This window comes from Micromonospora avicenniae (assembly GCF_900156065.1).
Classification (GTDB): domain Bacteria; phylum Actinomycetota; class Actinomycetes; order Mycobacteriales; family Micromonosporaceae; genus Micromonospora; species Micromonospora avicenniae.
The window spans coordinates 282,721-303,373 of sequence record NZ_FTNF01000002.1 but is presented as its reverse complement, the minus strand read 5'-3'; the positions used below and the strand labels follow the sequence as shown (position 1 = coordinate 303,373).

The window sequence follows — 20,653 nt, the reverse complement described above, 5'->3', positions numbered from 1 at the left end:
CGGCCGGCGGGCTGGCCGCCCTGCGCGGCCTGCTGGACCGCCCGATGGCGTCCTACTACCTGCTGATCTCCAGCGCCGGCCTGCTGCTGCTGATCGGTCTGACCATGGTCTTCTCCGCGACCAGCGTGAAGGACTACGCCGAGGCGGGCAACGCTACGACCTCGGTGGTCAAGCAGGCGATCTTCGCGGTGATCGGTGTTGTCGCCTTCTGGGCCTGCCAGCGGCTGCCCGCGACGACGTACCGGGCGCTCGGCCGACCGCTGCTGTTCACCGCGATCGGGCTGCTGCTCGTGCTCAACCTGCTGGTCGCCTGGGCCCGCCTGAGCAATACGGATTCGGCTTCGATCGGCCCGATCGAGGCGTACCTGAACTGGCTGTTCATCGGCGGCGTCCAGGTGCAGCCCTCCGAACTCGCCAAGTTCGCGCTGGTGCTCTGGGGCGCGCACGTGGTCGCCCGCAAGGGTGCCGCGCTCGGCTGGTGGCGCGAGCTGGCCACCCCGCTGGTCCCGATGGTCGGCCTGCTCTTCGTGCTGGTCGGCTACAACGACCTGGGCACCATGATCTGCCTGCTGGCGCTGGTCGTCGGGCTGCTCTGGGCGGCCGGGGTCCGGCTGCGGGTGTTCGGCGCGCTCTCGGTCGCCGGTCTGATCGGGGTCGGCCTGCTGATCGCGGTCGCCTCGCTCGGCGCCGGCTCCGGCGAACGGGGCGCGGAGAACTACCGCCTCGCCCGGTTGATGTCCTTCTTCAGCCCGCCGGACCCGGAGGAGTGCAAGCTGACCGACTGCTACCAGCTCTTCCAGGGGCGGCTGGCGATCGAGCACGGGGGCTGGTTCGGGGTCGGGCTCGGCAAGGGCAGCCTGAAGTGGGACTGGCTGCCCGAGGCGCACAACGACTTCATCTTCGCCGTCGTGGCCGAGGAGCTGGGGGTGGTCGGCTGCGCGGTGATCCTCACCCTCTTCGCGGTGCTCGCCTACACCGGGCTGCGGATCGCCCGGCGCGTCGACGACCCGTTCCGCCGGCTCGCCGCGGCCGCGGTGACGACGTGGCTGATCAGCCAGGCCGTGATCAATGTGGGTGGCGTGGTCGGTCTGATGCCGATCACGGGTCTGCCGCTGCCGTTCATCTCCGACGGTGGAAGCGCCCTGGTCGTCACGCTCGCGGCGGTCGGCATGCTCGCCTCCTTCGCCCGGGCCGAACCCGATGCGGCCAGAGCCCTGCATGCCCGTCCGCCGGCCCGGTGGGTCCGACTACTCTGGGCCCCGTTGCCGCCGCTTCCCGGACGGCGTCGCCGGACGGCGTCGCCCCCGGCTGCCCGTGGGCCGGTGCCTCGGGCGCGGCAGCGGCGGTCCGACGAACAGGCCGCACCCCGCGGTGCCCGACAGACCAGGGCGCGGAGCGGGACGGCGAGCGAGAGGAGACGCTGATGGGTCCGCTGCGTTCGGTGGTGCTCGCGGGAGGTGGCACCGGGGGGCACGTCTACCCGTTGCTCGCCTTCGCCGACTGCCTGCGCCGACACGACCCCGGCGTCCGGATCACCTGCCTGGGCACACCCCGGGGAATGGAGAACGACCTGATCCCGCCGCAGGGCTACGATCTGCGGCCGATCCCCGCCTACCAGCTGCCGCGGTCGATCAACATGAACCTGGTCCGCACGCCGGGCCGGATGTGGACCGCGGCCCGCGCCGCGGGCAAGGTGATCGACGAGGTCCAGGCCGACGCGGTGGTCGGCTTCGGCGGGTACGTCTCGGTGCCGGCCTACCTCGCCGCGTGGCGTCGGGAGATGCCCATCGTGATCCACGAGGTGAACGTGCCGCCGGGCGTGGCGAACAGGCTGGGCATGAAGTTCACCAAGAACGTCGCGGTCGGTTTTCCGCACCAGCCCCAGCAGGCCGAGTCGTTGCGCGACGCGCGGGTGGTGGGTGTGCCGCTGCGCCGCAGCATCGCGGGGCTCGACCGGGCCGCCCTGCGCGACGCCGCCCGGGCCCGCTTCGGGCTCCGCCCGGACCTGCCGGTGCTCTTCGTCGCCGGCGGCTCGTCCGGTGCCCGTTCGATCAACCTCGCCGTCGCGGGCGCGGCCAAGGAGCTCGCCCGCAACGGCGTGCAGGTGCTGCACGTGATGGGCGCCCGCAACGAGCCGGTGCCGATCCCCACCGACCTGCCGGTGCCGTACGTGACCCTGCCCTACCTGTCCGAGATGGAGCTGGGCTACGCCGCCGCCGACCTCATGCTCGCCCGGGGCGGCGCGATGACCGTCGCCGAGGTCGCGGCCATCGGCCTGCCCACGATCTTCGTGCCGTACCCGCACAGCAACCAGGAGCAGAAGCGCAACGCGCTGCCCGTGGTGGAGGCCGGCGGCGGGCTGCTCGTCGACGACAACGAGATGATTCCGGCCTGGCTGGAGCGGACGGTGATCCCGCTGATCCGCGACCCGCACCGGCTCGCCGCGATGGGGACGGCCGCGGCGGCGTACGGGCGGCGCGACGGCGACGTCGCCCTGCTGAACTTCGTCTACGAGGCGGTGGCCCGATGACCGCGCAGTTCACTCCGGCCGGCACGCTCACCGCCGAGGACCTCGGCGCCATCCACCTCATCGGGGTGGGCGGCGTCGGAATGAGCGGGCTGGCCCGGCTCTTCCTCACCCGGGGCCTGCCGGTCTCCGGCAGCGAGCTGCGGGAGTGGCCGTCGCTGGCCGGGCTGCGCGCGCTGGGCGGCACGATCCACATGAGCCACGAGGTGACCAACCTCGACGGCGTGGACACCGTCATCTACTCGTCGGCCATCCCGCAGGACCACCTGGAGCTGGTGGAGGCGCGCCGGCGCGGCCTGCGGGTACTGCACCGCTCGGAGGCGCTCGCCGCGGCCATGACCGGCCGTCGCGCGGTCGCGGTCGCCGGCACGCACGGCAAGACCACCACGACCTCGATGGTCACCATGGTGCTCCAGCAGGCCGGCACGGATCCGTCCTTCGTGATCGGAGGGGAGATCTCCGAGGTCGGCTCGGGCGCGCACCACGGCACGGGCGAGTACTTCGTGGTCGAGGCCGACGAGAGCGACAGGTCCTTCCTCATCTACCGCCCGTACGTCTCGATCATCACCAACATCGAGGCCGACCACCTGAACACCTACGGCGACCTGGCGAACCTGGAGGCCGCCTTCGCCGAGTTCGCCCGGCTCACCGATCCCGAGGGGTTCGTCATCACCTGCGCGGACGACCCGGGCGGGCGGCGGCTGGCGGCGACGTTGCGGGCCGAGGGGCGCCGCGTGTACACGTACGGCGAGTCGCCGGACGCGGACCTGCGGCTGACCGCGATGGCCTCCTCGGCGCAGGGGGTGCGTTACCTCGCCGCGATCGACGGCCGGTCGCTGGGCGAGTTCCGGCTGCCGGTGCCGGGGCGGCACATGGGCCTCAACAGCGCCTCGGCGGTGCTCGCCGCGTACCTGCTGGAGCTGCCGTTGGAGGCGGCGGAGGCCGCGCTGGCGGCGTTTCCCGGTGTGCGCCGGCGCTTCGAGCGCAAGGGCGTCGCCGACGATGTGCTGGTCTACGACGAGTACGCCTACCACCCCACCTCGATGACCCTCGCGTTGCAGACGCTGCGCGAGGTGGCGGGGGACGGCCGGCTGATCGTCGTCTTCCAGCCTTACCGGCTCTACCGCACCCGGGACCTGCAGGCGGAGATCGCCCAGGCGTTGGCGATCGCCGACGAGTTGGTGCTGCTGGAGGTCTTCGGGCCTGGTGAGCTGCGCCAGCCCGGGGAGGGTTCGGCGGCGCTGATCGAAGCGGTTCAGCTGCCGGCCGAGCGGAAGGTCTTCGTCGACTCCTGGGAGACGGCGCCGGTGGAGGTGGCCCGCCGGGCTCGCCCCGGCGACGTGGTGGTGACCATGGGCGCTCCGCCGATCTCGCTGATGGGCGATCAGCTGCTGGACGCCCTGCTGACCCGTACGGCGGGAGCCGGCGACGGCGCGGCCATCGAGGGCACCGTACCGGGGGTGCCGGCCGTCGGCGGCGGTCCGACGACCGGTGACGCCGTTACCCCGGACGGCGCGGCGCCCGCCGCCGGATGAGCCCCGGGCCCGCTCGCGGGCGGACCACCGGTGAGGCGTCCGGCCGGCGCGCGCCGGTCGTGCGGCGTTGGCAGCTGGTCCGGGCGGGCAGCGACGCGGTGCCGCCCTCGGCCCGGCGGTTCATGCGCCGGGCGCGGCAGCGTCGGATGCGCGCCGCGCTGCCCTGGGCGGTAGCCGCGGCGGTGCTCGTGCTGGCGGGGCTGATCGCCTGGATCGTCCTCGGCACCGGCCTGTTCGGAGTACGCGAGGTGCGAGTGGAGGGTGCCGGGCTCGTGACGCCGGTGCAGGTGCGCGAGGCCGCCGGCGTGCCGGACGGGGTCCCGCTGGCCAGGGTGGACCTGGCCGGAACGGCCCGGCGGATCGGCGAGTTGGCGCCGGTGGAACGGGCGACGGTGACCCGGGACTGGCCGGGGGCGTTGGTGGTGCGCGTGGTGGAGCGCACTCCGGTGGCGGCGGTGCCGCAGGGGGAGCGGTTCGTCCTGATCGACCACACCGGCACGGTCTTCCGCAGCCTGGACGAGCGACCCGGCGACGTGCCGCTGGTGCGGGTCTCCCGGCCGGGGGCGGACGATCCGGGCACCCGGGCCGCGGTGGCGGTGCTCGGCGCGCTCTCCCCGGAGCTGCGTGACTCCCTGCTGGACGTGAGCGTGGAGAGTCTCGCGCTGATCAAGCTTCGTCTGGACGGCGGCCGGACGGTGATCTGGGGCGACGCGTCCCGGAACGAGGACAAGGCGCGGGTGGCCACCGCGCTGCTGGACCAGCGGGCGAAGACGATCGACGTGAGCGCGCCGGACGTGGTCACCTTCCGGTGACGGCACGTCGCCTGACGTGAGCCGTCCCGCTCCGGGCTGCGACACGCCGGTCAGGTCCTTGGTTCACGGGGCGGCGGCGCTTACGTTGCCCCGAAGAGGATCAGTGGTTGACATAACTGTAAGCCTCTAGTAGAGGGTGAGGGTTCGACCCTGGTCCTCACGAGGAACTGCCGACGTCGACTGCTGGCCTGGCCAAGCCGTGTGGGGCCGGCCCATGCCAATCTCGAGGGGGAAAGGACCTTCAGATGACACCTCCGCACAACTACCTGGCGGTCATCAAGGTCGTCGGCATCGGTGGCGGCGGCGTGAACGCCGTCAACCGAATGATCGAGGTTGGGCTCAAGGGCGTCGAGTTCATCGCGATCAACACCGACGCGCAGGCGCTGCTGATGAGCGACGCCGACGTGAAGCTCGACGTCGGCCGGGAGCTGACCCGTGGGCTCGGCGCGGGTGCCAACCCGGACGTCGGCAAGAACGCCGCCGAGGACCACCGTGACGAGATCGAGGAGGTGCTCAAGGGCGCCGACATGGTCTTCGTGACCTGCGGTGAAGGTGGTGGCACCGGTACGGGCGGCGCGCCCGTGGTGGCGAACATCGCCCGCAAGCTCGGCGCCCTGACCATCGGCGTCGTGACCCGGCCGTTCTCGTTCGAGGGCAAGCGCCGCCAGGTGCAGGCCGAGGCCGGGATCGACGAGCTGCGCAACCAGTGCGACACGCTGATCGTCATCCCGAACGACCGACTGCTGGCGCTCGGTGACCGCAACATCAGCATGATGGACGCCTTCCGCACCGCCGACCAGGTGCTCCTCTCCGGTGTCCAGGGCATCACCGACCTGATCACCACGCCGGGTCTGATCAACCTGGACTTCGCCGACGTGAAGAGCGTCATGAGTGGCGCGGGCAGCGCGCTGATGGGCATCGGCAGCGCCCGTGGCGAGAACCGCGCGGTGGAGGCCGCCGAGGCGGCGATCTCCAGCCCGCTGCTGGAGCAGAGCATGGACGGCGCGCGTGGCGTGCTGCTCTCCATCGCCGGTGGCTCCGATCTCGGCCTGTTCGAGATCAACGACGCGGCGCAGCTGGTCACCGACGCGGCTCACCCGGACGCGAACATCATCTTCGGTGCGGTCATCGACGACGCGCTCGGTGACGAGGTGCGGGTGACCGTGATCGCGGCGGGCTTCGACGGTGGGGCGCCGGCGTACAAGGCGGCCGAGCCGGGGCGGAAGACCAACCAGAACCAGCCGGCGCCGCAGAACCCGCCGGTGGCGCCGCCGCCGGCCATGCCGGCGCCGCAGCAGTCGCCGCGCCGCGTGCTCTTCGACGACGTCGACGTGCCCGACTTCCTCAAGAACGGATCCTGAGCGCCACCCATGACCGACAGCTCGACCAGGGTACGGCCGGATCGCCGTGCCGAACTGGCGGCCGCGCTGGCCGCGGTGCGGTCCCGGATCGCGGACGCCTGCGCGGCCGCCGGACGGGACCGCGCCGAGGTCACGATGATCGCGGTGACCAAGACGTACCCGGCCGCCGACGTGCTGGCGCTCGCCGAACTCGGGGTGACCGACGTCGGTGAGAATCGCGATCAGGAGGCGGCCGGCAAGGCCGCCGAGGTCGCGGCGGCCGGGGCTGCGCCGCGTTGGCACTTCATCGGACGGTTGCAGCGCAACAAGGCCCGCTCGGTGGTCCGCTACGCCGACGCGGTGCACTCGCTGGACAGCGTCCGGCTGGCCCGGGCGCTGGACGCCGCGGCGACCGGCCGCGATCGGCCACTGACGGCGCTGGTGCAGGTGAGTGTCGACGGTGATCCGTCGCGTGGCGGGGCGCTGCCGGACTCCGCCGATCCGGACGTCGGGCTGGGCGCGGTGGCCGAGGCCGTCGCGTCGGCGCCGGCGTTGCGGCTGGCGGGGCTGATGGCGGTGGCGCCGCTGGGCTGGGAGCCCGACCGGGCCTTCGCCCGGCTGGCCGAGGTGGCCGAGTGGATGCGTGCGGTCCACCCGGAGGCGACGGCGCTCTCCGCCGGCATGAGTGGGGACCTGGAAATCGCGATCAGATACGGCGCGACACATGTCCGCGTCGGTAGTGCGTTGCTCGGAATGCGCCCCACGCTGCGGTAGCCTGACCGCGAAAGAAGCAAATTACATCGGTGTTGTTTCAGGGGCGGCATCCCGTCGTCGGGGGTCGTGGCACGCGACGCGAATCGCGCGCCAGTGGATTGCTGTTCCGGTCCGGTGGGCAGAGAGAAGTCCACTCGCGACAGGCGACACGGCACGGGGGCGCGTGCCGCACGGCGGATGGAAGGGCGCGGGATGGGTGCACTGCGCAAGGCGGGGGTCTGGCTCGGTCTGGTCGAAGAGGACGACGAGCGGGCCTACGAGGACGGTGGCTACGACAAGGGTGGCTACCGCGACTCGCGCTACCGGCAGAGCCGGTACGCCGAGGAGTTCGCCGACGACGAGGACGACGCCGAGGAGCCGCCGGCGCCGCGTCCCCGCCTGGGGGAGCGTGGCCGGCTCAGCGAGCGGACGAGCAGCCGCTCGACGGAGACCGAGCGGGACGAGCCTGAGCGGCCGGAGCGCGCGGAGCGGTCCAGCGTCCGGTCGATCACCCGGTCGACGGGGGAGACGGCGAGCGCGCTGACCTACCACACCCGCGACAATCTCGCCCTCGCTCCGCAGGCCACGCCGCGGGAGCGTACGGTCGCCGCCGACGAGGAGCAGCGCTACCAGATCACCACCCTGCACCCGACCACCTACCGGGAGGCGCGGACCATCGGCGAGCACTTCCGGGACGGAGTGCCGGTGATCATCAACCTCACCGAGATGGACGAGGCGGACGCCCGCCGTCTGGTGGACTTCGCCGCCGGGCTGGCGTTCGGGCTGCGCGGTACGATCGAGCGCGTGACCAATCGGGTGTTCCTGCTCTCACCGGCCAACGTCCAGGTCACCGCGGAGGACAAGGCCAAGATCGCTGAGGGTGGTTTTTTCAGTCTGAGTTGACCCCCGCCCCGAGCCGAGGGACGTCGCCTGTCGTGTTGTCGATCGTGCTCCAGGTTCTCTACCTGGTCCTGTATGTCTTCCTGTTGCTTCTCCTGTCCCGGTTCGTCCTGAGCGCGGTGCTGCAGTACGGACGCCGCTGGCAACCTGGTCGCGGCGCATCGGCGGGACTGGAATCCGTGTGGAGCGTCACTGATCCCCCTCTCAGCGCGTTGAGGCGTGTGATCCCTCCGCTGCGAATTGGTACCGTGAGCATCGACCTGGCCTCCCTTGTGCTCCTGGTTATCCTGTTCGTGCTGATGGAGTTCGTGTTGAGGCCGTCGATCCTGGCAACCGCCTGATGACCGACGCGCTTTCGCGGCCGCAACTGACCCGAGGAGTTTCGATGCCGCTGACCCCGGCCGACGTTCACAACGTCGCCTTCAAAAAGCCGCCGATCGGCAAGCGGGGGTATGACGAGGAGGAGGTCGACGCCTTCCTGGACGAGGTCGAGCGCGAGCTCGCCCGTCTCATCGAGGAGAACAACGAGCTGCGCGCCCAGGTGGAGCGCGGCGGCCGTGGCGGAGCCCCCGCCGGCCCCGGCGGTGACGCCCGCCTCGCGGCGGAGCTCAACGACGTCAAGGCCCAGCTCGACCGGGTGCAGCGCGACAAGGCCGCGGCCGAGCAGGCCGCCCGCGCGATGCAGGCCGAGCTGGAGCAGGTGCGGTCCGCCGGCGGCGCTGCCGCTGCTGCCGCCGCTGTGGGCGACGGCGAGCAGCAGGCGCTGCGAGTGCTGATGATGGCCCAGCGGACGGCCGACGACCACGTCTCGGACGCTCGGCGCGAGGCCGACCAGCTGCTCGCCGAGGCCCGGTCGAAGGCCGAGGAGGTGACCCGGGAGGCGCGCGCGAAGGCCGACGCCCTCGAGCGGGACGCCCGCCAGCGGCACCAGGAGGCCATGGGCGGCCTGGACGCCAAGCGCACCGCGCTGCAGAAGCACATCGAGGAGCTCAAGCAGTTCGAGCGTGAGTACCGCACCCGCCTCAAGGCGTACCTGGAGAGCCAGCTGCGCGACCTCGACGGTCGCGGGCAGGGCCTCGAGGCCGAGATGAGCCGCTCGGAGGGCGGCCGGGTCTCGGGCGGTAACGGTCTGGCCACCGCCGGCCTCGCCGGCTCCTACGGTGGCGGTCGCTCCGGCGCTCTCGAGGCCGGTCGCTGATCTACGGTCGGCGGCCGTCGATCGCGACGGTCGCCGACCACCTGGACGGTACGACGCGGCGGGGGTGACCCGTGATAGTCGCAAGCCTCGTGCTCATCCTCGTCGCTGTGGCGCTGCTGGTGCTGGGTCTGGCCGGCGGCTCCAGTCTCCTGTTGATCATCTCGATCGCGGCCAGTCTGCTGGCCGCCGTCGCGTTGGTGGTGGGTGCCCGCCAGGCCGCCGCCGCCCGCGCGACTGCGGATCCGGCCCGCACAGGGCAGCGGGATCCGGGCGCGTCCCGGGCGGCTGACCCGGCAGGGCAGGGCGGCGCGTACGGCCCGATCGAACCGGAGATTCCGGTTCAGCACGTTCCTCCGACAGTGGGCAGCGGTGGCGGGTGGCGGCAACCACCCGTCCCGCAGGCCGGCGACCGGCCGCCCCCGTCGACCACCGGGCAGGTGGGGGCGTACGACGACGAGCCCGGCGCCCAGCCCGTGACGCCCGCCGAGGTGTCGCAGATGGCCCGGCTCTCCGACGAGGTGCAGGTGGTGGACGGTCGGCCCCGTTACCACCTGGCCGACTGCGCGCACCTGCGGGGACGGGTGTGTGAGCCGCTGCCGGTGGCGGAGGCGGTGGAACTCGGCTTCACGCCGTGCGCCCGGTGCGAGCCGGCCACCGCGCTGCTCGCCGACGTCCGGCCGAGCTGAGCGAGGATGCCGGTGCCTGCGCAAGACACGCTCACCGTGGCGGTACGGGTCAAGCCCGGCTCCTCCCGAGCCCGGGTCGGCGGCCGGTTCGACGGCCCGCTCGGGCCCGCGCTGGTCATCGCCGTGAATGCGCCGGCGGTCGACGGCCGGGCCACCGAGGCAGCCCGCCGGGCCCTCGCCGACGCGCTCGACGTCCGGCCGGCGGCGGTCTCGCTGCGCGCGGGCGCGGCCAGCCGCGACAAGCTTTTCCTCATCGAACGGCCCGGTCCGGAGTTGCCCGAGGTGCTGCGCCGGCTGCGCGACGGATCCGGCGAGTGAGGAACGCCCGGGCTGTGCGACCGTGACGTCCGGGCTGGATCTCGCGCTGCTCGTCGGCGCTGCCGTGCTGTTGGTGGCGGTCGGCGCCGTCCGGCTCTCCACCCGGCTGGGCGTACCCAGCCTCCTGGTCTACCTGGCGCTGGGTGTCGCGATCGGTGAGGCCGGGCTGGGGATCCAGTTCGAAGACGCGACCCTGACCCGTACCCTCGGCTTCTGCGCGCTCATCGTGATCATCGCCGAGGGTGGGCTCAGTGCCCGGTGGAGCACGCTGCGCCCGGTGCTCGCGCTGTCCGCGGTGCTCGCGACGATCGGCGTGCTCGTCAGCATCGTGGTGGTCGGGGTCGCCGTCCACTTCCTGCTCGGGCTGGACTGGCGGTTGTCGCTGCTCTACGGTGCGGTGCTCTCCTCGACCGACGCGGCCGCGGTGTTCGCCACCCTGCGCCGGCTGCGCCTGCCGCCCCGGCTGGTGGCCTCGCTGGAGGCCGAGTCCGGCATGAACGACGCGCCGGTGGTGCTGCTCGTGGTGCTGCTCTCCGTGGAGAGCGCCGGGCACCCGTGGTGGTACGAGGTCGGCCTGGTGGGCTACGAGCTGATCCTGGGCGCCGCGGTCGGTGTCGGGGCGGGCCTGGCCGGGCGTTGGACGCTGCGCCGGGCGGCGCTGCCGTCGGCGGGGTTGTATCCGATCGCGGTGGTCGGTTTCACCGTGCTGGCGTACGCCGCCGGGGCGGTGCTGCACGCCTCGGGGTTCCTCGCCGTCTACGTCGCCGGGGTGCTGCTCGGCAACGCCCGTCTGCCTCACCGGCAGGCGATCCTCGGTTTCGCCGACGGGCTGGCCTGGCTCGCCCAGATCGGTCTGTTCGTGCTGCTGGGGCTGTTGGCCTCGCCGGGTCGGCTCGACGGGGTGGTGCTCCCCGCGGTGGTGACCGGGCTGGCCCTGGTGCTGGTGGCGCGGCCGCTGTCGGTGGCGGTGTCCGCGCTGCCGTTCCGGGTGGGTCTGCGTGAGCAGGCCTTCCTGTCCTGGGCGGGGCTGCGCGGTGCGGTGCCGATCGTGCTGGCCACCATTCCGCTCTCCGAGCGGGTGCCCGGCGCGGAGGGGCTCTTCGACGCGGTCTTCGTACTGGTGGTGATCTTCACCGTGTTGCAGACCACCACGTTGGCGCCGGTGGCCCGCCGCCTCGGGGTGACCGCGCCGGCCGAGGCGGCGGAGGTGCACGTCGAGACGGCGCCGCTGGAACGGATGCGGGCCGATCTGTTGCAGCTGGAGGTGCCGGCGGGGTCGCGGCTGGCCGGGGTGCACGTCGACGAACTGCGGTTGCCGCAGGGGGCCTCGGTGACCCTGGTGCTGCGCGACGGGGTGGGTTTCGTACCGGGTCCGGGCACCCGGCTCAAGTCCGGCGACAGCCTGTTGATCGTCGCTACCGCGAGCGCGCGGGACGAGGCGGAGCGGCGGTTGCGTGCGGTCGATCGGCGGGGTCGGCTGGCCCGGTGGTTTGGCGAGTACGGCGACGACCCCGACGATTGATCTGCTAGCGTTCCTTTTGTCCCCATTAGGTGGGGCTTGGGGCTGAATAGCGGTACGTCGGTGCGGCACATTGTCGGACGCCTGTACGTTCCGTATTCTTGCCAACCTCTGGAGTGCGCGGCGGACGTGGCTGCGCGCCCCTTTTCGTACCTGGGGGTCGCCGGATCGGTGCCCCCTGTCCAGGTTCCGCGGATCGCCGCGGTTCCGCGGCCTAGGGAGCGACCATGGCGAAGCCAGCCGAGACCAGGACCGCCAGCCGCAAGGCGGTGGCGAAGCCCACCCGCAGCGCCGCGGAGACCGAGAAGATCCGGGCGGCTCTGGCGGCGCGGCGGGACGAGCTCCGCGCCGAGTACGATCAGACGCTGAGCGAGATCACCGAGCTGCAGCGCGATCGGCTGACCGACTCGGCCGGGGACGACCAGGCCGACACCGGCACCAAGACGTTCGAGCGGGAGCAGGAGATCTCTCTCGCCAACAGCATCCTGGAACGGATCACGCAGGTCGAACGGGCGCTGGAGCGGCTCGACGAGGGCAGCTACGGCTGGTGCGAGCGGTGCGGCAACCCGATCCCGGTGGAGCGGCTCGCCGCCTTCCCGTCGGCGACCCTCTGCGTGACCTGCAAGCAGCTGGAGGAGCGGCGCTGAGGTCCGCTCCCCGGCGGCGAAGAAGACGGTGAGCGATCACCGCCGAGTCGATGGGGAGCAGATGAGCGCAGCACCGTCCGCCGGATCCGGCAGCGACGAACCGGCCCACCGCCGGGCCCGGCCGGGAGCCGTCGCGATCCTCGTCGGCACGGCGCTGGTCGCCCTACTGATCGACCTGCTCACCAAACACCTCGCGTTGGTGCACCTCACCGGCCGGGAGCCGCTGCGGCTGCTCGGCGGGTTCATCTACCTCAACCTGATCCGCAACAGCGGAGCCGCCTGGAGCATCGGCTCCGACCACACCTGGGTCTTCCCGCTGATCACCATCGCGGTGGTCGGCTGGATCGTCTGGATGGCGCTGCGGCTGCGCTCCGTTCCGTGGGCGATCTCGCTCGGTCTCGTGCTGGGCGGGGCCCTCGGCAACCTGATGGACCGGATCTTCCGCGCCCCCGGTCACTTCGTCGGCCACGTGGTCGACATGATCAGCGTCTTCGGCCCGTTCGGCGAGTACTTTCCGGTGTTCAACCTGGCCGACAGTTCGCTGGTCTGCGGCGTCGTACTCGCCGTGCTCCTGGAACTGACCGGCCGCCAGCGCGACGGCGGCCGGGTCGGCCGTGGCGGCCGCCCGAGCACGGACCCGGCGACCATCACCGAGCAGCGGGAGCGAGCATGACCTCGGCATTCGCGGGGGGCGGCGGCCAGCGTTCGCTGCCGGTGCCGGACGGCCTCGACGGCATGCGGCTGGACCAGGCGGTGTCCCGGCTCTTCGGTCTGTCCCGTACCGCCGCCGCGGCCCTGGTGGACGCCGGGGACGCGCTCGTCGACGGCGTGACCCGGCCCAACTCGCACAAGGTCAAGGCCGGTTCGTGGCTGGAGGTGACCCTGCCCGCCCCGCCCGCGCCGCCGACCGTGGTGCCACAGGCGGTGCCCGGCCTGCGGGTGATCTACGCCGACGACGACATCGTGGTGGTGGACAAGCCGGTGGGCGTCGCCGCCCACCCGAGCCCCGGCTGGACCGGTCCCACCGTGATCGGCGCGCTGGCCGCGATCGGCCACCGCATCTCCACCAGCGGCGCGGCCGAACGGCAGGGCGTGGTGCACCGCCTGGACGTGGGCACCACCGGAGTCATGGTGGTCGCCAAGAGCGAGCAGGCGTACACCGCGTTGAAGCGGGCGTTCAAGTACCGCGACGTGGAGAAGCGCTACCACGCCGTGGTGCAGGGGCACCTGGACCCGCTGCGGGGCACGATCGACGCCCCGATCGACCGGCACCCCACCCACGACTACCGGTGGGCCGTGGTCTCGGGCGGCAAGCCGAGCATCACCCACTACGACACCCTCGAGGCGTTCCCGGCCGCCAGCCTGGTCGACGTCCGGCTGGAGACCGGTCGTACCCACCAGATCCGGGTGCACTTCTCCACCCTGCGCCACCCCTGCGTGGGCGACCTCACCTACGGCGCGGACCCGACCCTGTCCGCCCGGCTCCGGCTCGACCGGCAGTGGCTGCACGCCCGCGAACTGAGCTTCCTGCACCCCCGTACGGGGGAGGAGGTTCGCTTCGTCAGCGACTACCCTGACGACCTGGAACGCGCGCTCCGGATCCTGCGCGACTGAGCGGCGGCCCGCCCGACACCGACCGACGAGGGGAACCCGCCCGTGCGTGCCGGCGACCTGCTGCGCCAGATCGATCAGCGACTCCTGCCGCTGCTGAGCCGGACGGTGGCGCGGCTCGGCGAGACCTCGTCCCGGTCGCGGGTACTCACCGGCACGGCGCTGCTGTCGGTGACGGCGGTGCTGCTCGCCGCCGTCTGGGCCGCCGACGACGGCCCGGTCGGGGATTCGACCGTCGGCGAGGTGACCCGGGTCGGGGTGGTCGACGGCGACTCCGTGCCGGGCTACCTGCGGGCCGCGGCCGCGGACCTGGCCGCGCTGCCGGCACCCTCCGCGACCCCCGCCGACGGCACGTACGCGTTGGTCTCCCTGGACCACTACCTGCCCCCGCAGGGCCTGGACGCGGTGTTCCGCGACGTGTCGGTCTCGGCGGTGTTCGGGCGGGTGCCGCTGCCCGGCCGGCAGACCGAGATCGTCCGGATACCGGCGCAACGAGTCCCCGACGACGTGGTCGCCGCGATGACCGAGCTGGCTGACCGCAAGGAGCGGGAGGCCGCCGACTACCGGGCGCGGGCCGCCGCGACGACCGACGACGCCGAGCTGCGCCAGGTGTACGCCAGCGGCGCCGAGGTGGCCGCCGCGGAGGCGAGCGCCTACCGCGCCGGGTGCGCCTGCGTGTACGCGGCGGTGGTGCGGGCACAGCCGGCGACGCTGCGTGCCGTGGCGTCCCGGCGCGCCGTCCGGGCGGTCGATCCGGCGCCGGAGGTGCGCCGGCTGGACCGGACGGTGTTCACCCCGCCACTGCCCGAACAGCGCGACGTGGTCCGTCCGCCGGCCGACGCCGCGCTGCCCGAGCAGACGACCTCGCCCTCGGAAAGTCCGCCGGCGGTGTCGCCCAGCCCGACGGCGCGCGAGTCGTCCGAGCCGGCGCCCACCGTCACCGAGCCGTCACCCACGCCGGAGCAGCAGCGGTCCTCGGCTCCGCCGCCGACGCTCACCACCTCGCCCGATGAGTCCGGTGAGCGGACGGCGCAGCCGATCGAATCATGATCGTGCCGCGGGAACGTGCGCGGGGCGGTGTGTTCCGAATAGGGTTTGCTTCGTAGCCTGTCGGGCGGAGATCGATCGCGCTGGGGAGGGCGAGCCGTGGAGGGCAGCGAGACCGGCTGGGGCCGGCCGGCCGAACCAGCGCCGCGGTGGCGGGCGCTGATCGACCGCGCCCGACTGGCCGGCAGAGGGGCTGAACAGCCCGAGCCCGACCGGCGGGTCGAGGACCCACTACCGCCGCCCAGGCCGCTCACGCCGCCGGAGCCGCTCGCCCCGCCGGAGCCGTTGCCGCGACGAGCCGCCCACAACGGCTACGCCGGCCGGGCGCCCGCCGCAGGCCAGCCCGAGCGGACGTACGGCGTCCAGCCCGGTGAGCGGGCGTACGGCGCGGATCCCGGCTACCGGGCGGAGGGGACCTACCGCGTCGATCCGTCGTACCGGGCGGAGCCGGCGTACCGCTCCGATCCCGGACATCCGGGCGAGCCGGCGCACCGGGTGCCGGAGCAGCGCCGGCCCGAGCCGCCCGAGTCGCGATACTCGCTGCTCGACAACGGCTACCGGTCCGAGCCGCGGCCGGCGGAGTCCCGCTACGCCCTGCTCGAGAACGGCTACCGCCCGGAGGCGAGTTACCCGGCCCCGCCCGCCGTCCCGCCGGCCCCGCCCGCTCCTGTCCCGCCGCCACCCGCGTCCCCGGCGCTCGCGCCGCCGCCGGTGGTCGCCGACCGGACCTACTCGGCGCGGGCCGAGTGGCGGCCACCGGCACCCGACCCGGAGGTGGAACGGGCCAGAGCGGTACTGCGCCGGGAGTTCGGCTCGCCACGGGTCATCGCCTTCGCCAACCCCAAGGGCGGGGTGCACAAGACGACGGCGACCGTGCTCGCCGCGGCGACGGTCGGCAGCGTGCGGGGGCGGGGCGTACTGGCCTGGGACGACAACGAGCTGCGCGGCACCCTGGGGCTGCGTGCCGGCAGCGCCCGCCACGCCCGGACCATCCGGCACCTGATCACCGAACTCGCGCAGATCGAGATCCTCGAGGGGGACACGCTGCTCGACCGCCTCGACGACTTCCTGCGGCACGCCTCCGACGGCTCGTACGACGTGCTGGCGGGGGAGGAGAGCCCGCGATTCGCCCAGCGGCTCGACCAGTTCACCGTGCGGCGGGTGCTGGAGCTGCTGCGGCGCACCCACGAGGTGGTCTGTGTGGACACCGGCAACAACGTGGAAAGTCCCAACTGGCGCACCGTGATGCAGGCGGCCGACCAGCTCGTGGTCACCACCGTGCCGCGGGAGGACGCGGCGTTCAGCGCGGACTGGATGCTCGACCTGCTGCACGAGGTCGGCATGGGTGAACTGGCCGAGAACGCGGTCACCCTCATCTCCTGCCCGACCCCGGGTCGTTCGCAGCTGCAGGACGACCTGGAGCGGCACTTCGCCAGCCGGACCCGCGCCGTCGCCGTGGTGCCGTACGACCCGGCGCTGGAGACCGGATCCTCGATCGAGTACGCCCAGCTCCAACCGGAGACCCGTCAGGCCTGGCTGCGCGCCGCCGCGGTCATGCTGGAGCCGTTCGCCCGGTGAGGGGGACTGCCGCCACCGGCGCCCCCGCCGGTTCGCCCGCCTGAGAGGATCATCGGGTGAGTCCGGACACCCCCGACCCCGACCGTCCCGTCGTCCACCCCGCCGAGCCCGAGCACGTCGACCCGACCGTGACCGGAGCCGACCCGCGCCCCGGGGACCCCGCGGGCGCGGACCCGCACGCCGCGCAGCCCTTCCGGTCCGCGTCGGACGCCGACCCCGCCACCGGTGGCGGCCCGGCGTCGACCGCCGCTTCGCCGTCCCCCGGGACCGACCCGATCGGCGCGCGACCCGGTACCGGGCAGGCGGTGCCGGCGACCGGAGGTACGTCGGCCCGTCCGGCTGCCGAATCCGACCCGGTCGCGGTGACCGACACGCCGCGGCGGGCCTGGGCCGGCGCGGTCGGCGCGGGGCTGGCGCTGGCGGTTCTCGGCGCGCCGCTCGGGCTGCTCTGGGCGGCGGTCGCCCCGGGCACCCCGGTGATCAAGGCAACTCTGGGCGCCGTCTACGCCGAGCCGCAGCCGGAGCAGCCGATCGCGGCGGACGGCTGGTTCAGCCTGCTCGGGCTCGGCTTCGGTGTGCTCGCCGCCCTGGCGCTCTGGTTCGTACTGCGCCGGCGGCGCGGCCCGGTCGGGCTGGCCAGCGCCGTGCTCGGCGCCTTCGCCGCCGCGGTGGTGGCCTGGCAGGTGGGACGGCGGATCGGGCTGGCCGAGTTCGACCGGCTGCTGGCCACCGCACCGGAGGGGCAGGCCTTCAGCAAGCCGGCCGACCTGCGAGCCGGGGGGATCGACTGGCTCTTCGGCGTGCTGCCGGTGCCGCACGGCAACCTGCTGCTGCCCGCGTTCGGCGCGGCCGTCACGTACACCCTGCTCGCCGGCTGGTCCCGCTGGCCGTCGCTGCGCCCCGAGCCGCAGCCCGACCCGGCCGCGCTCAGTTGGGTGTCGGCGGCGACGCCAGCTCCCCCAACGGCACCGGAACCGCCCGCACCTGGCGCAGCAGAGCCGCCTCGCGGTTGAGCAGCCGCAGCTCGGCGCGGAGCCGGGCCGCGGTGTCGTCGATGGCGAGCAGCCGCTGCCGATCCTCGACGGTGAGCGCGGCCGTGGCGGCGACCAGGTGGGACAGCACCGTCGGATCCTCCGGGAGCTGCTCGGAGAGGTCCTGCTGGTCCGGCCGGATCATCCCGAGGTACTGCCGGAACACGGAGATCACCCGCGCGGCCAGCAGCTCGGCGGCCTCGTCGGCGCCGCCGGGCTCGGGGAGCCACTCCACCTCGGCGGTCAGGTAGGGGGCCGCGCCCCGGTCCACCTCCGCGATCCGGAAGCGGCGCCGGCCGACCGTGACGATGTCGAAGCCGCCGTCGGGCAGTTCGGTGACCTGCCGCAGCTCCGCGGTGCAGCCCACCTCGTGCAGGGTGACCTCGCCGCCGGGCAGCGGTCGGCCGTCGGGCGAGGTCGCGGCGACCTCCCAGCCGGCCTGGATCGCCACCACGCCGAACTCGCGCGGGGCGCCCTCGGGCAGCTCCACCAGATGCCGGACCAGCGCGCGGTAGCGCTCCTCGAAGATGTGCAGTGGGAGGACCAGACCGGGGAAGAGCACAGTCCCCAACGGGAACACCGGCAACCGCGCAGTCACGCCGTCGAGCCTAGCCCGATCCGCCGTCGGCGGCGTGTCCCGGCTCACCGTCCCGCCGTACGGGCGCTGCCGGTCGACCCGCTGACCGGCCGCCTAGACTCGCAAGGGTGTTGAATCGGATCGACCTGCGCGGCGGCGTCCCTGATCCGCGCCGCCTGCTGCCCCGTGCCCAACTCGACGTGTCGGTCGCCGTCGAGCGGATCCGGCCGGTCGTGGAGGCGGTCCGGGAGCATGGCTACGCGGCGATCCGGGAGGCGAGTGAACGCTTCGACGGGATCAGCCCCGAGGTGCTGCGCGTGCCCGCCGAGGTGATCGCCGCGGCGGAGAGCACCCTCGATCCGGAGGTACGCGCCGCGCTGCTGGAGTCGATCCGCCGCGCCCGCCGGGTGCACGCGGACCAGCGGCGTACCGACCACACCACCCAGGTGGTGCCGGGCGGCACGGTGACCGAACGCTGGGTGCCGGTCGAACGGGTCGGCCTCTACGTCCCCGGCGGCCTCGCGATGTACCCGTCGACAGTCGTCATGAACGTGGTGCCCGCCCAGGAGGCCGGCGTCCGCTCGCTGGTGGTGGTGAGCCCACCGCAGAAGGACAACGGCGGCCTGCCCGATCCGCGGGTGCTCGCCGCGTGCGCGCTGCTCGGCGTGGACGAGGTCTACGCCGTCGGCGGCGCCCAGGCGGTGGCGATGCTCGCCTACGGGGCGAGCGTGGACGCCGAGGACAGCGCGCGCTGCGAGCCGGTCGACATGATCACCGGTCCGGGCAACATCTGGGTCACCGCCGCCAAACGGCTGCTGCGCGGTGTGGTCGGCATCGACGCCGAGGCGGGTCCCACCGAGATCGCCATCCTGGCCGACGACAGCGCCGACCCGGCGCACGTGGCCGCCGACCTGATCAGTCAGGCCGAGCACGACCCACTCGCGGCCAGCGTCCTGGTCACGCCGTCGGTCGAGTTGGTCGAGGCGGTCGAGCGGGAACTGGCTCGGCAGGTGCCGGCGACCAAGCACGCGGAGCGGGTCACCACCGCGCTGACCGGCGAGCAGAGCGGCGTCGTGCTCGTCGACGACCTCGACGCCGGGCTGCGGGTGGTCGACGCGTACGCCGCGGAGCACCTGGAGATCCAGACCCGGGACGCCCGCGAGTGGGCGCTGCGGGTACGCAACGCGGGGGCGATCTTCGTGGGCTCGTGGTCGCCGGTGTCGCTCGGCGACTACTGCGCCGGCTCCAACCACGTGCTGCCCACGGGTGGCTGCGCCCGGCACTCCTCCGGCCTGTCGGTGCAGTCGTTCCTGCGCGGTATCCACCTCGTCGAGTATTCGCAGGACGCGTTGCGTGAGGTCGCCCCGCACGTGGTCACCCTGGCGACGGTGGAGGACCTGCCGGCGCACGGCCAGGCGGTCCGCGCCCGCTTCCCCGGGACGCTGTCGTGACCGGCCGGCCGGCCGCGCCGCTGCGGACCGACGTGCGGCGCGGGGTGGTGGCGTGACCACCCTCGACGACCTGCCGATCCGCGACGACCTGCGCGGTCGCACGCCGTACGGCGCGCCCCAGCTGGACGTGCCGGTGCGGCTGAACACCAACGAGAACTCCTATCCGGTGCCCGAGCCGGTGGTCGAGGCGATCGGCAAGGCGCTCGCCGCCGAGCTGCGCGACCTCAACCGCTACCCGGACCGGGACGCGGTGGCGCTCCGCGCCGACCTGGCGGCCTACCTGGGGCACGGGCTCACCGTCGGACAGGTCTGGGCGGCCAACGGCTCCAACGAGGTCCAGCAGCAGTTGCTCCAGGCGTTCGGCGGGCCGGGGCGCAGCGCGCTCGGCTTCGTCCCGGCGTACTCGATGCATCCGCTGCTCGCGCTCGGCACCGGCACCCGCTGGGTGCCCGCGCGGCGCGGCGCCGATTTCGGGCTGACCGCCGAGGACGCGGTGGCGCAGATCCGCGAGCACTCCCCGGACGTGGTCTTCCTCTGCTCGCCGAACAACCCCACGGGCACGGCGCTCGACCCGGCGGTGATCGGCGCCGTGCTCGACGCGGCGCCGGGGATGGTGATCGTCGACGAGGCGTACGCCGAGTTCGCCCGCCCCGGCACGGTGAGCGCCCTCGCGGTGCTGCCCGACCACCCCCGGTTGGTGGTGACCCGGACGATGAGCAAGGCGTTCGGGTTCGCCGGCGGCCGGCTGGGTTACCTCGCCGCCGATCCGGCGGTGGTGCAGGCGGTGCAGCTGGTCCGGCTGCCGTACCACCTCTCGGCGCTCACCCAGGCGGCGGCTCGCGCGGCGCTGGCCCACCGCGACGCCCTGCTCGGCACGGTGGCGGCCATCAAGGAGCAGCGCGACCGGATCGTCGCCGAGTTGCGTGCCCGCGGCCTGCGGGTCGCCGACAGCGACGCCAACTTCGTGCTCTTCGCCGTCGGCGGCGACCAGACCGTGGCCTGGCGAGCGCTGCTGGACCAGGGCGTGCTGGTCCGGGACGTCGGGCTGCCCGGGTGGCTGCGGGTCACCGCAGGCACGCCCGTCGAGACCGATGCCTTCCTCACCGCCATGGACAAGCTGTAG

21 protein-coding genes are annotated in these 20,653 nt (G+C 73.4%); 20 read left to right on the top strand and 1 reads right to left on the bottom strand.

The window, feature by feature from the left end:
* Positions 1-11 precede the first annotated feature (11 nt).
* From BXA10_RS04675 to BXA10_RS32550, 18 genes are all read left to right on the top strand, one after another.
* A complete protein-coding gene (locus tag BXA10_RS04675; protein ID WP_425436035.1) occupies positions 12-1,424 on the top strand; it encodes an FtsW/RodA/SpoVE family cell cycle protein in 1,413 nt (470 codons plus the stop codon).
* Positions 1,424-2,530, top strand: coding sequence for an undecaprenyldiphospho-muramoylpentapeptide beta-N-acetylglucosaminyltransferase (murG, locus tag BXA10_RS04670; RefSeq protein WP_076467872.1), 1,107 nt, complete (start codon positions 1,424-1,426; stop codon positions 2,528-2,530). The genes BXA10_RS04675 and murG overlap by 1 nt, the downstream gene beginning before the upstream one ends.
* The gene (murC, locus tag BXA10_RS04665) at positions 2,527-4,062 is read left to right on the top strand and encodes a UDP-N-acetylmuramate--L-alanine ligase (RefSeq protein WP_076467870.1); all 1,536 of its coding nucleotides are present in this window, start codon (positions 2,527-2,529) and stop codon (positions 4,060-4,062) included. The genes murG and murC overlap by 4 nt, the downstream gene beginning before the upstream one ends.
* Complete coding sequence (locus BXA10_RS04660; RefSeq protein WP_076467868.1) at positions 4,059-4,874, top strand: cell division protein FtsQ/DivIB; 816 nt, start codon at positions 4,059-4,061, stop codon at positions 4,872-4,874. The genes murC and BXA10_RS04660 overlap by 4 nt, the downstream gene beginning before the upstream one ends.
* 245 nt (positions 4,875-5,119) lie before the next feature.
* Positions 5,120-6,235 carry a cell division protein FtsZ gene (gene ftsZ / locus BXA10_RS04655; protein ID WP_076467866.1) on the top strand — a complete coding sequence of 372 codons (1,116 nt, stop codon included), beginning with the start codon at positions 5,120-5,122 and terminating at the stop codon, positions 6,233-6,235.
* A 9-nt stretch (positions 6,236-6,244) separates the two neighbouring features.
* A complete protein-coding gene (locus BXA10_RS04650) occupies positions 6,245-6,988 on the top strand; it encodes a YggS family pyridoxal phosphate-dependent enzyme (protein WP_076467864.1) in 744 nt (247 codons plus the stop codon).
* Positions 6,989-7,180: 192 nt separating this feature from the next.
* Positions 7,181-7,870: a cell division protein SepF gene (locus BXA10_RS04645; protein ID WP_076467862.1), complete on the top strand. Its 690-nt coding sequence runs from the start codon at positions 7,181-7,183 to the stop codon at positions 7,868-7,870.
* A gap of 32 nt (positions 7,871-7,902) precedes the next feature.
* Positions 7,903-8,208, top strand: coding sequence for a YggT family protein (locus BXA10_RS04640; protein WP_076467860.1), 306 nt, complete (start codon positions 7,903-7,905; stop codon positions 8,206-8,208).
* A gap of 44 nt (positions 8,209-8,252) precedes the next feature.
* Positions 8,253-9,065: a DivIVA domain-containing protein gene (locus tag BXA10_RS04635; RefSeq protein ID WP_076467858.1), complete on the top strand. Its 813-nt coding sequence runs from the start codon at positions 8,253-8,255 to the stop codon at positions 9,063-9,065.
* A gap of 71 nt (positions 9,066-9,136) precedes the next feature.
* A complete protein-coding gene (locus BXA10_RS04630) occupies positions 9,137-9,751 on the top strand; it encodes a hypothetical protein (protein ID WP_076467856.1) in 615 nt (204 codons plus the stop codon).
* Between the two features lie 6 nt (positions 9,752-9,757).
* Entirely contained in the window at positions 9,758-10,069 is a 312-nt protein-coding gene (locus BXA10_RS04625; protein ID WP_076467855.1) for a DUF167 domain-containing protein, read from the top strand.
* Positions 10,070-10,091: 22 nt separating this feature from the next.
* Positions 10,092-11,591: a potassium/proton antiporter gene (locus BXA10_RS04620; RefSeq protein ID WP_076467853.1), complete on the top strand. Its 1,500-nt coding sequence runs from the start codon at positions 10,092-10,094 to the stop codon at positions 11,589-11,591.
* A 224-nt stretch (positions 11,592-11,815) separates the two neighbouring features.
* Positions 11,816-12,235, top strand: a complete 420-nt coding sequence (locus BXA10_RS04615) for a TraR/DksA family transcriptional regulator (protein WP_076467851.1) — start codon at positions 11,816-11,818, stop codon at positions 12,233-12,235.
* Positions 12,236-12,296: 61 nt separating this feature from the next.
* A complete protein-coding gene (lspA, locus tag BXA10_RS04610; RefSeq protein ID WP_076467849.1) occupies positions 12,297-12,908 on the top strand; it encodes a signal peptidase II in 612 nt (203 codons plus the stop codon).
* Positions 12,905-13,849, top strand: a complete 945-nt coding sequence (locus BXA10_RS04605; protein ID WP_076467847.1) for an RluA family pseudouridine synthase — start codon at positions 12,905-12,907, stop codon at positions 13,847-13,849. The genes lspA and BXA10_RS04605 overlap by 4 nt, the downstream gene beginning before the upstream one ends.
* A 42-nt stretch (positions 13,850-13,891) precedes the next feature.
* A complete protein-coding gene (locus BXA10_RS04600; RefSeq protein WP_076467845.1) occupies positions 13,892-14,896 on the top strand; it encodes a hypothetical protein in 1,005 nt (334 codons plus the stop codon).
* Positions 14,897-14,992: 96 nt separating this feature from the next.
* Positions 14,993-16,471, top strand: a complete 1,479-nt coding sequence (locus BXA10_RS04595) for a MinD/ParA family ATP-binding protein (protein ID WP_076467843.1) — start codon at positions 14,993-14,995, stop codon at positions 16,469-16,471.
* 56 nt (positions 16,472-16,527) lie between these two features.
* Complete coding sequence (locus BXA10_RS32550; protein WP_342742853.1) at positions 16,528-17,484, top strand: DUF2567 domain-containing protein; 957 nt, start codon at positions 16,528-16,530, stop codon at positions 17,482-17,484.
* On the opposite strand, the gene BXA10_RS04585 is transcribed toward BXA10_RS32550, so the two are convergent.
* Positions 17,399-18,100, bottom strand: coding sequence for an LON peptidase substrate-binding domain-containing protein (locus tag BXA10_RS04585; RefSeq protein WP_076467841.1), 702 nt, complete (start codon positions 18,098-18,100; stop codon positions 17,399-17,401). The two genes, BXA10_RS32550 and BXA10_RS04585, sit on opposite strands and share 86 nt — an antisense overlap.
* 107 nt (positions 18,101-18,207) lie before the next feature.
* On the opposite strand from BXA10_RS04585, the gene hisD reads away from it, so the two are divergent.
* Complete coding sequence (gene hisD / locus BXA10_RS04580) at positions 18,208-19,530, top strand: histidinol dehydrogenase (RefSeq protein ID WP_076467839.1); 1,323 nt, start codon at positions 18,208-18,210, stop codon at positions 19,528-19,530.
* A 52-nt stretch (positions 19,531-19,582) separates the two neighbouring features.
* Positions 19,583-20,653, top strand: a complete 1,071-nt coding sequence (locus BXA10_RS04575) for a histidinol-phosphate transaminase (protein WP_076467837.1) — start codon at positions 19,583-19,585, stop codon at positions 20,651-20,653.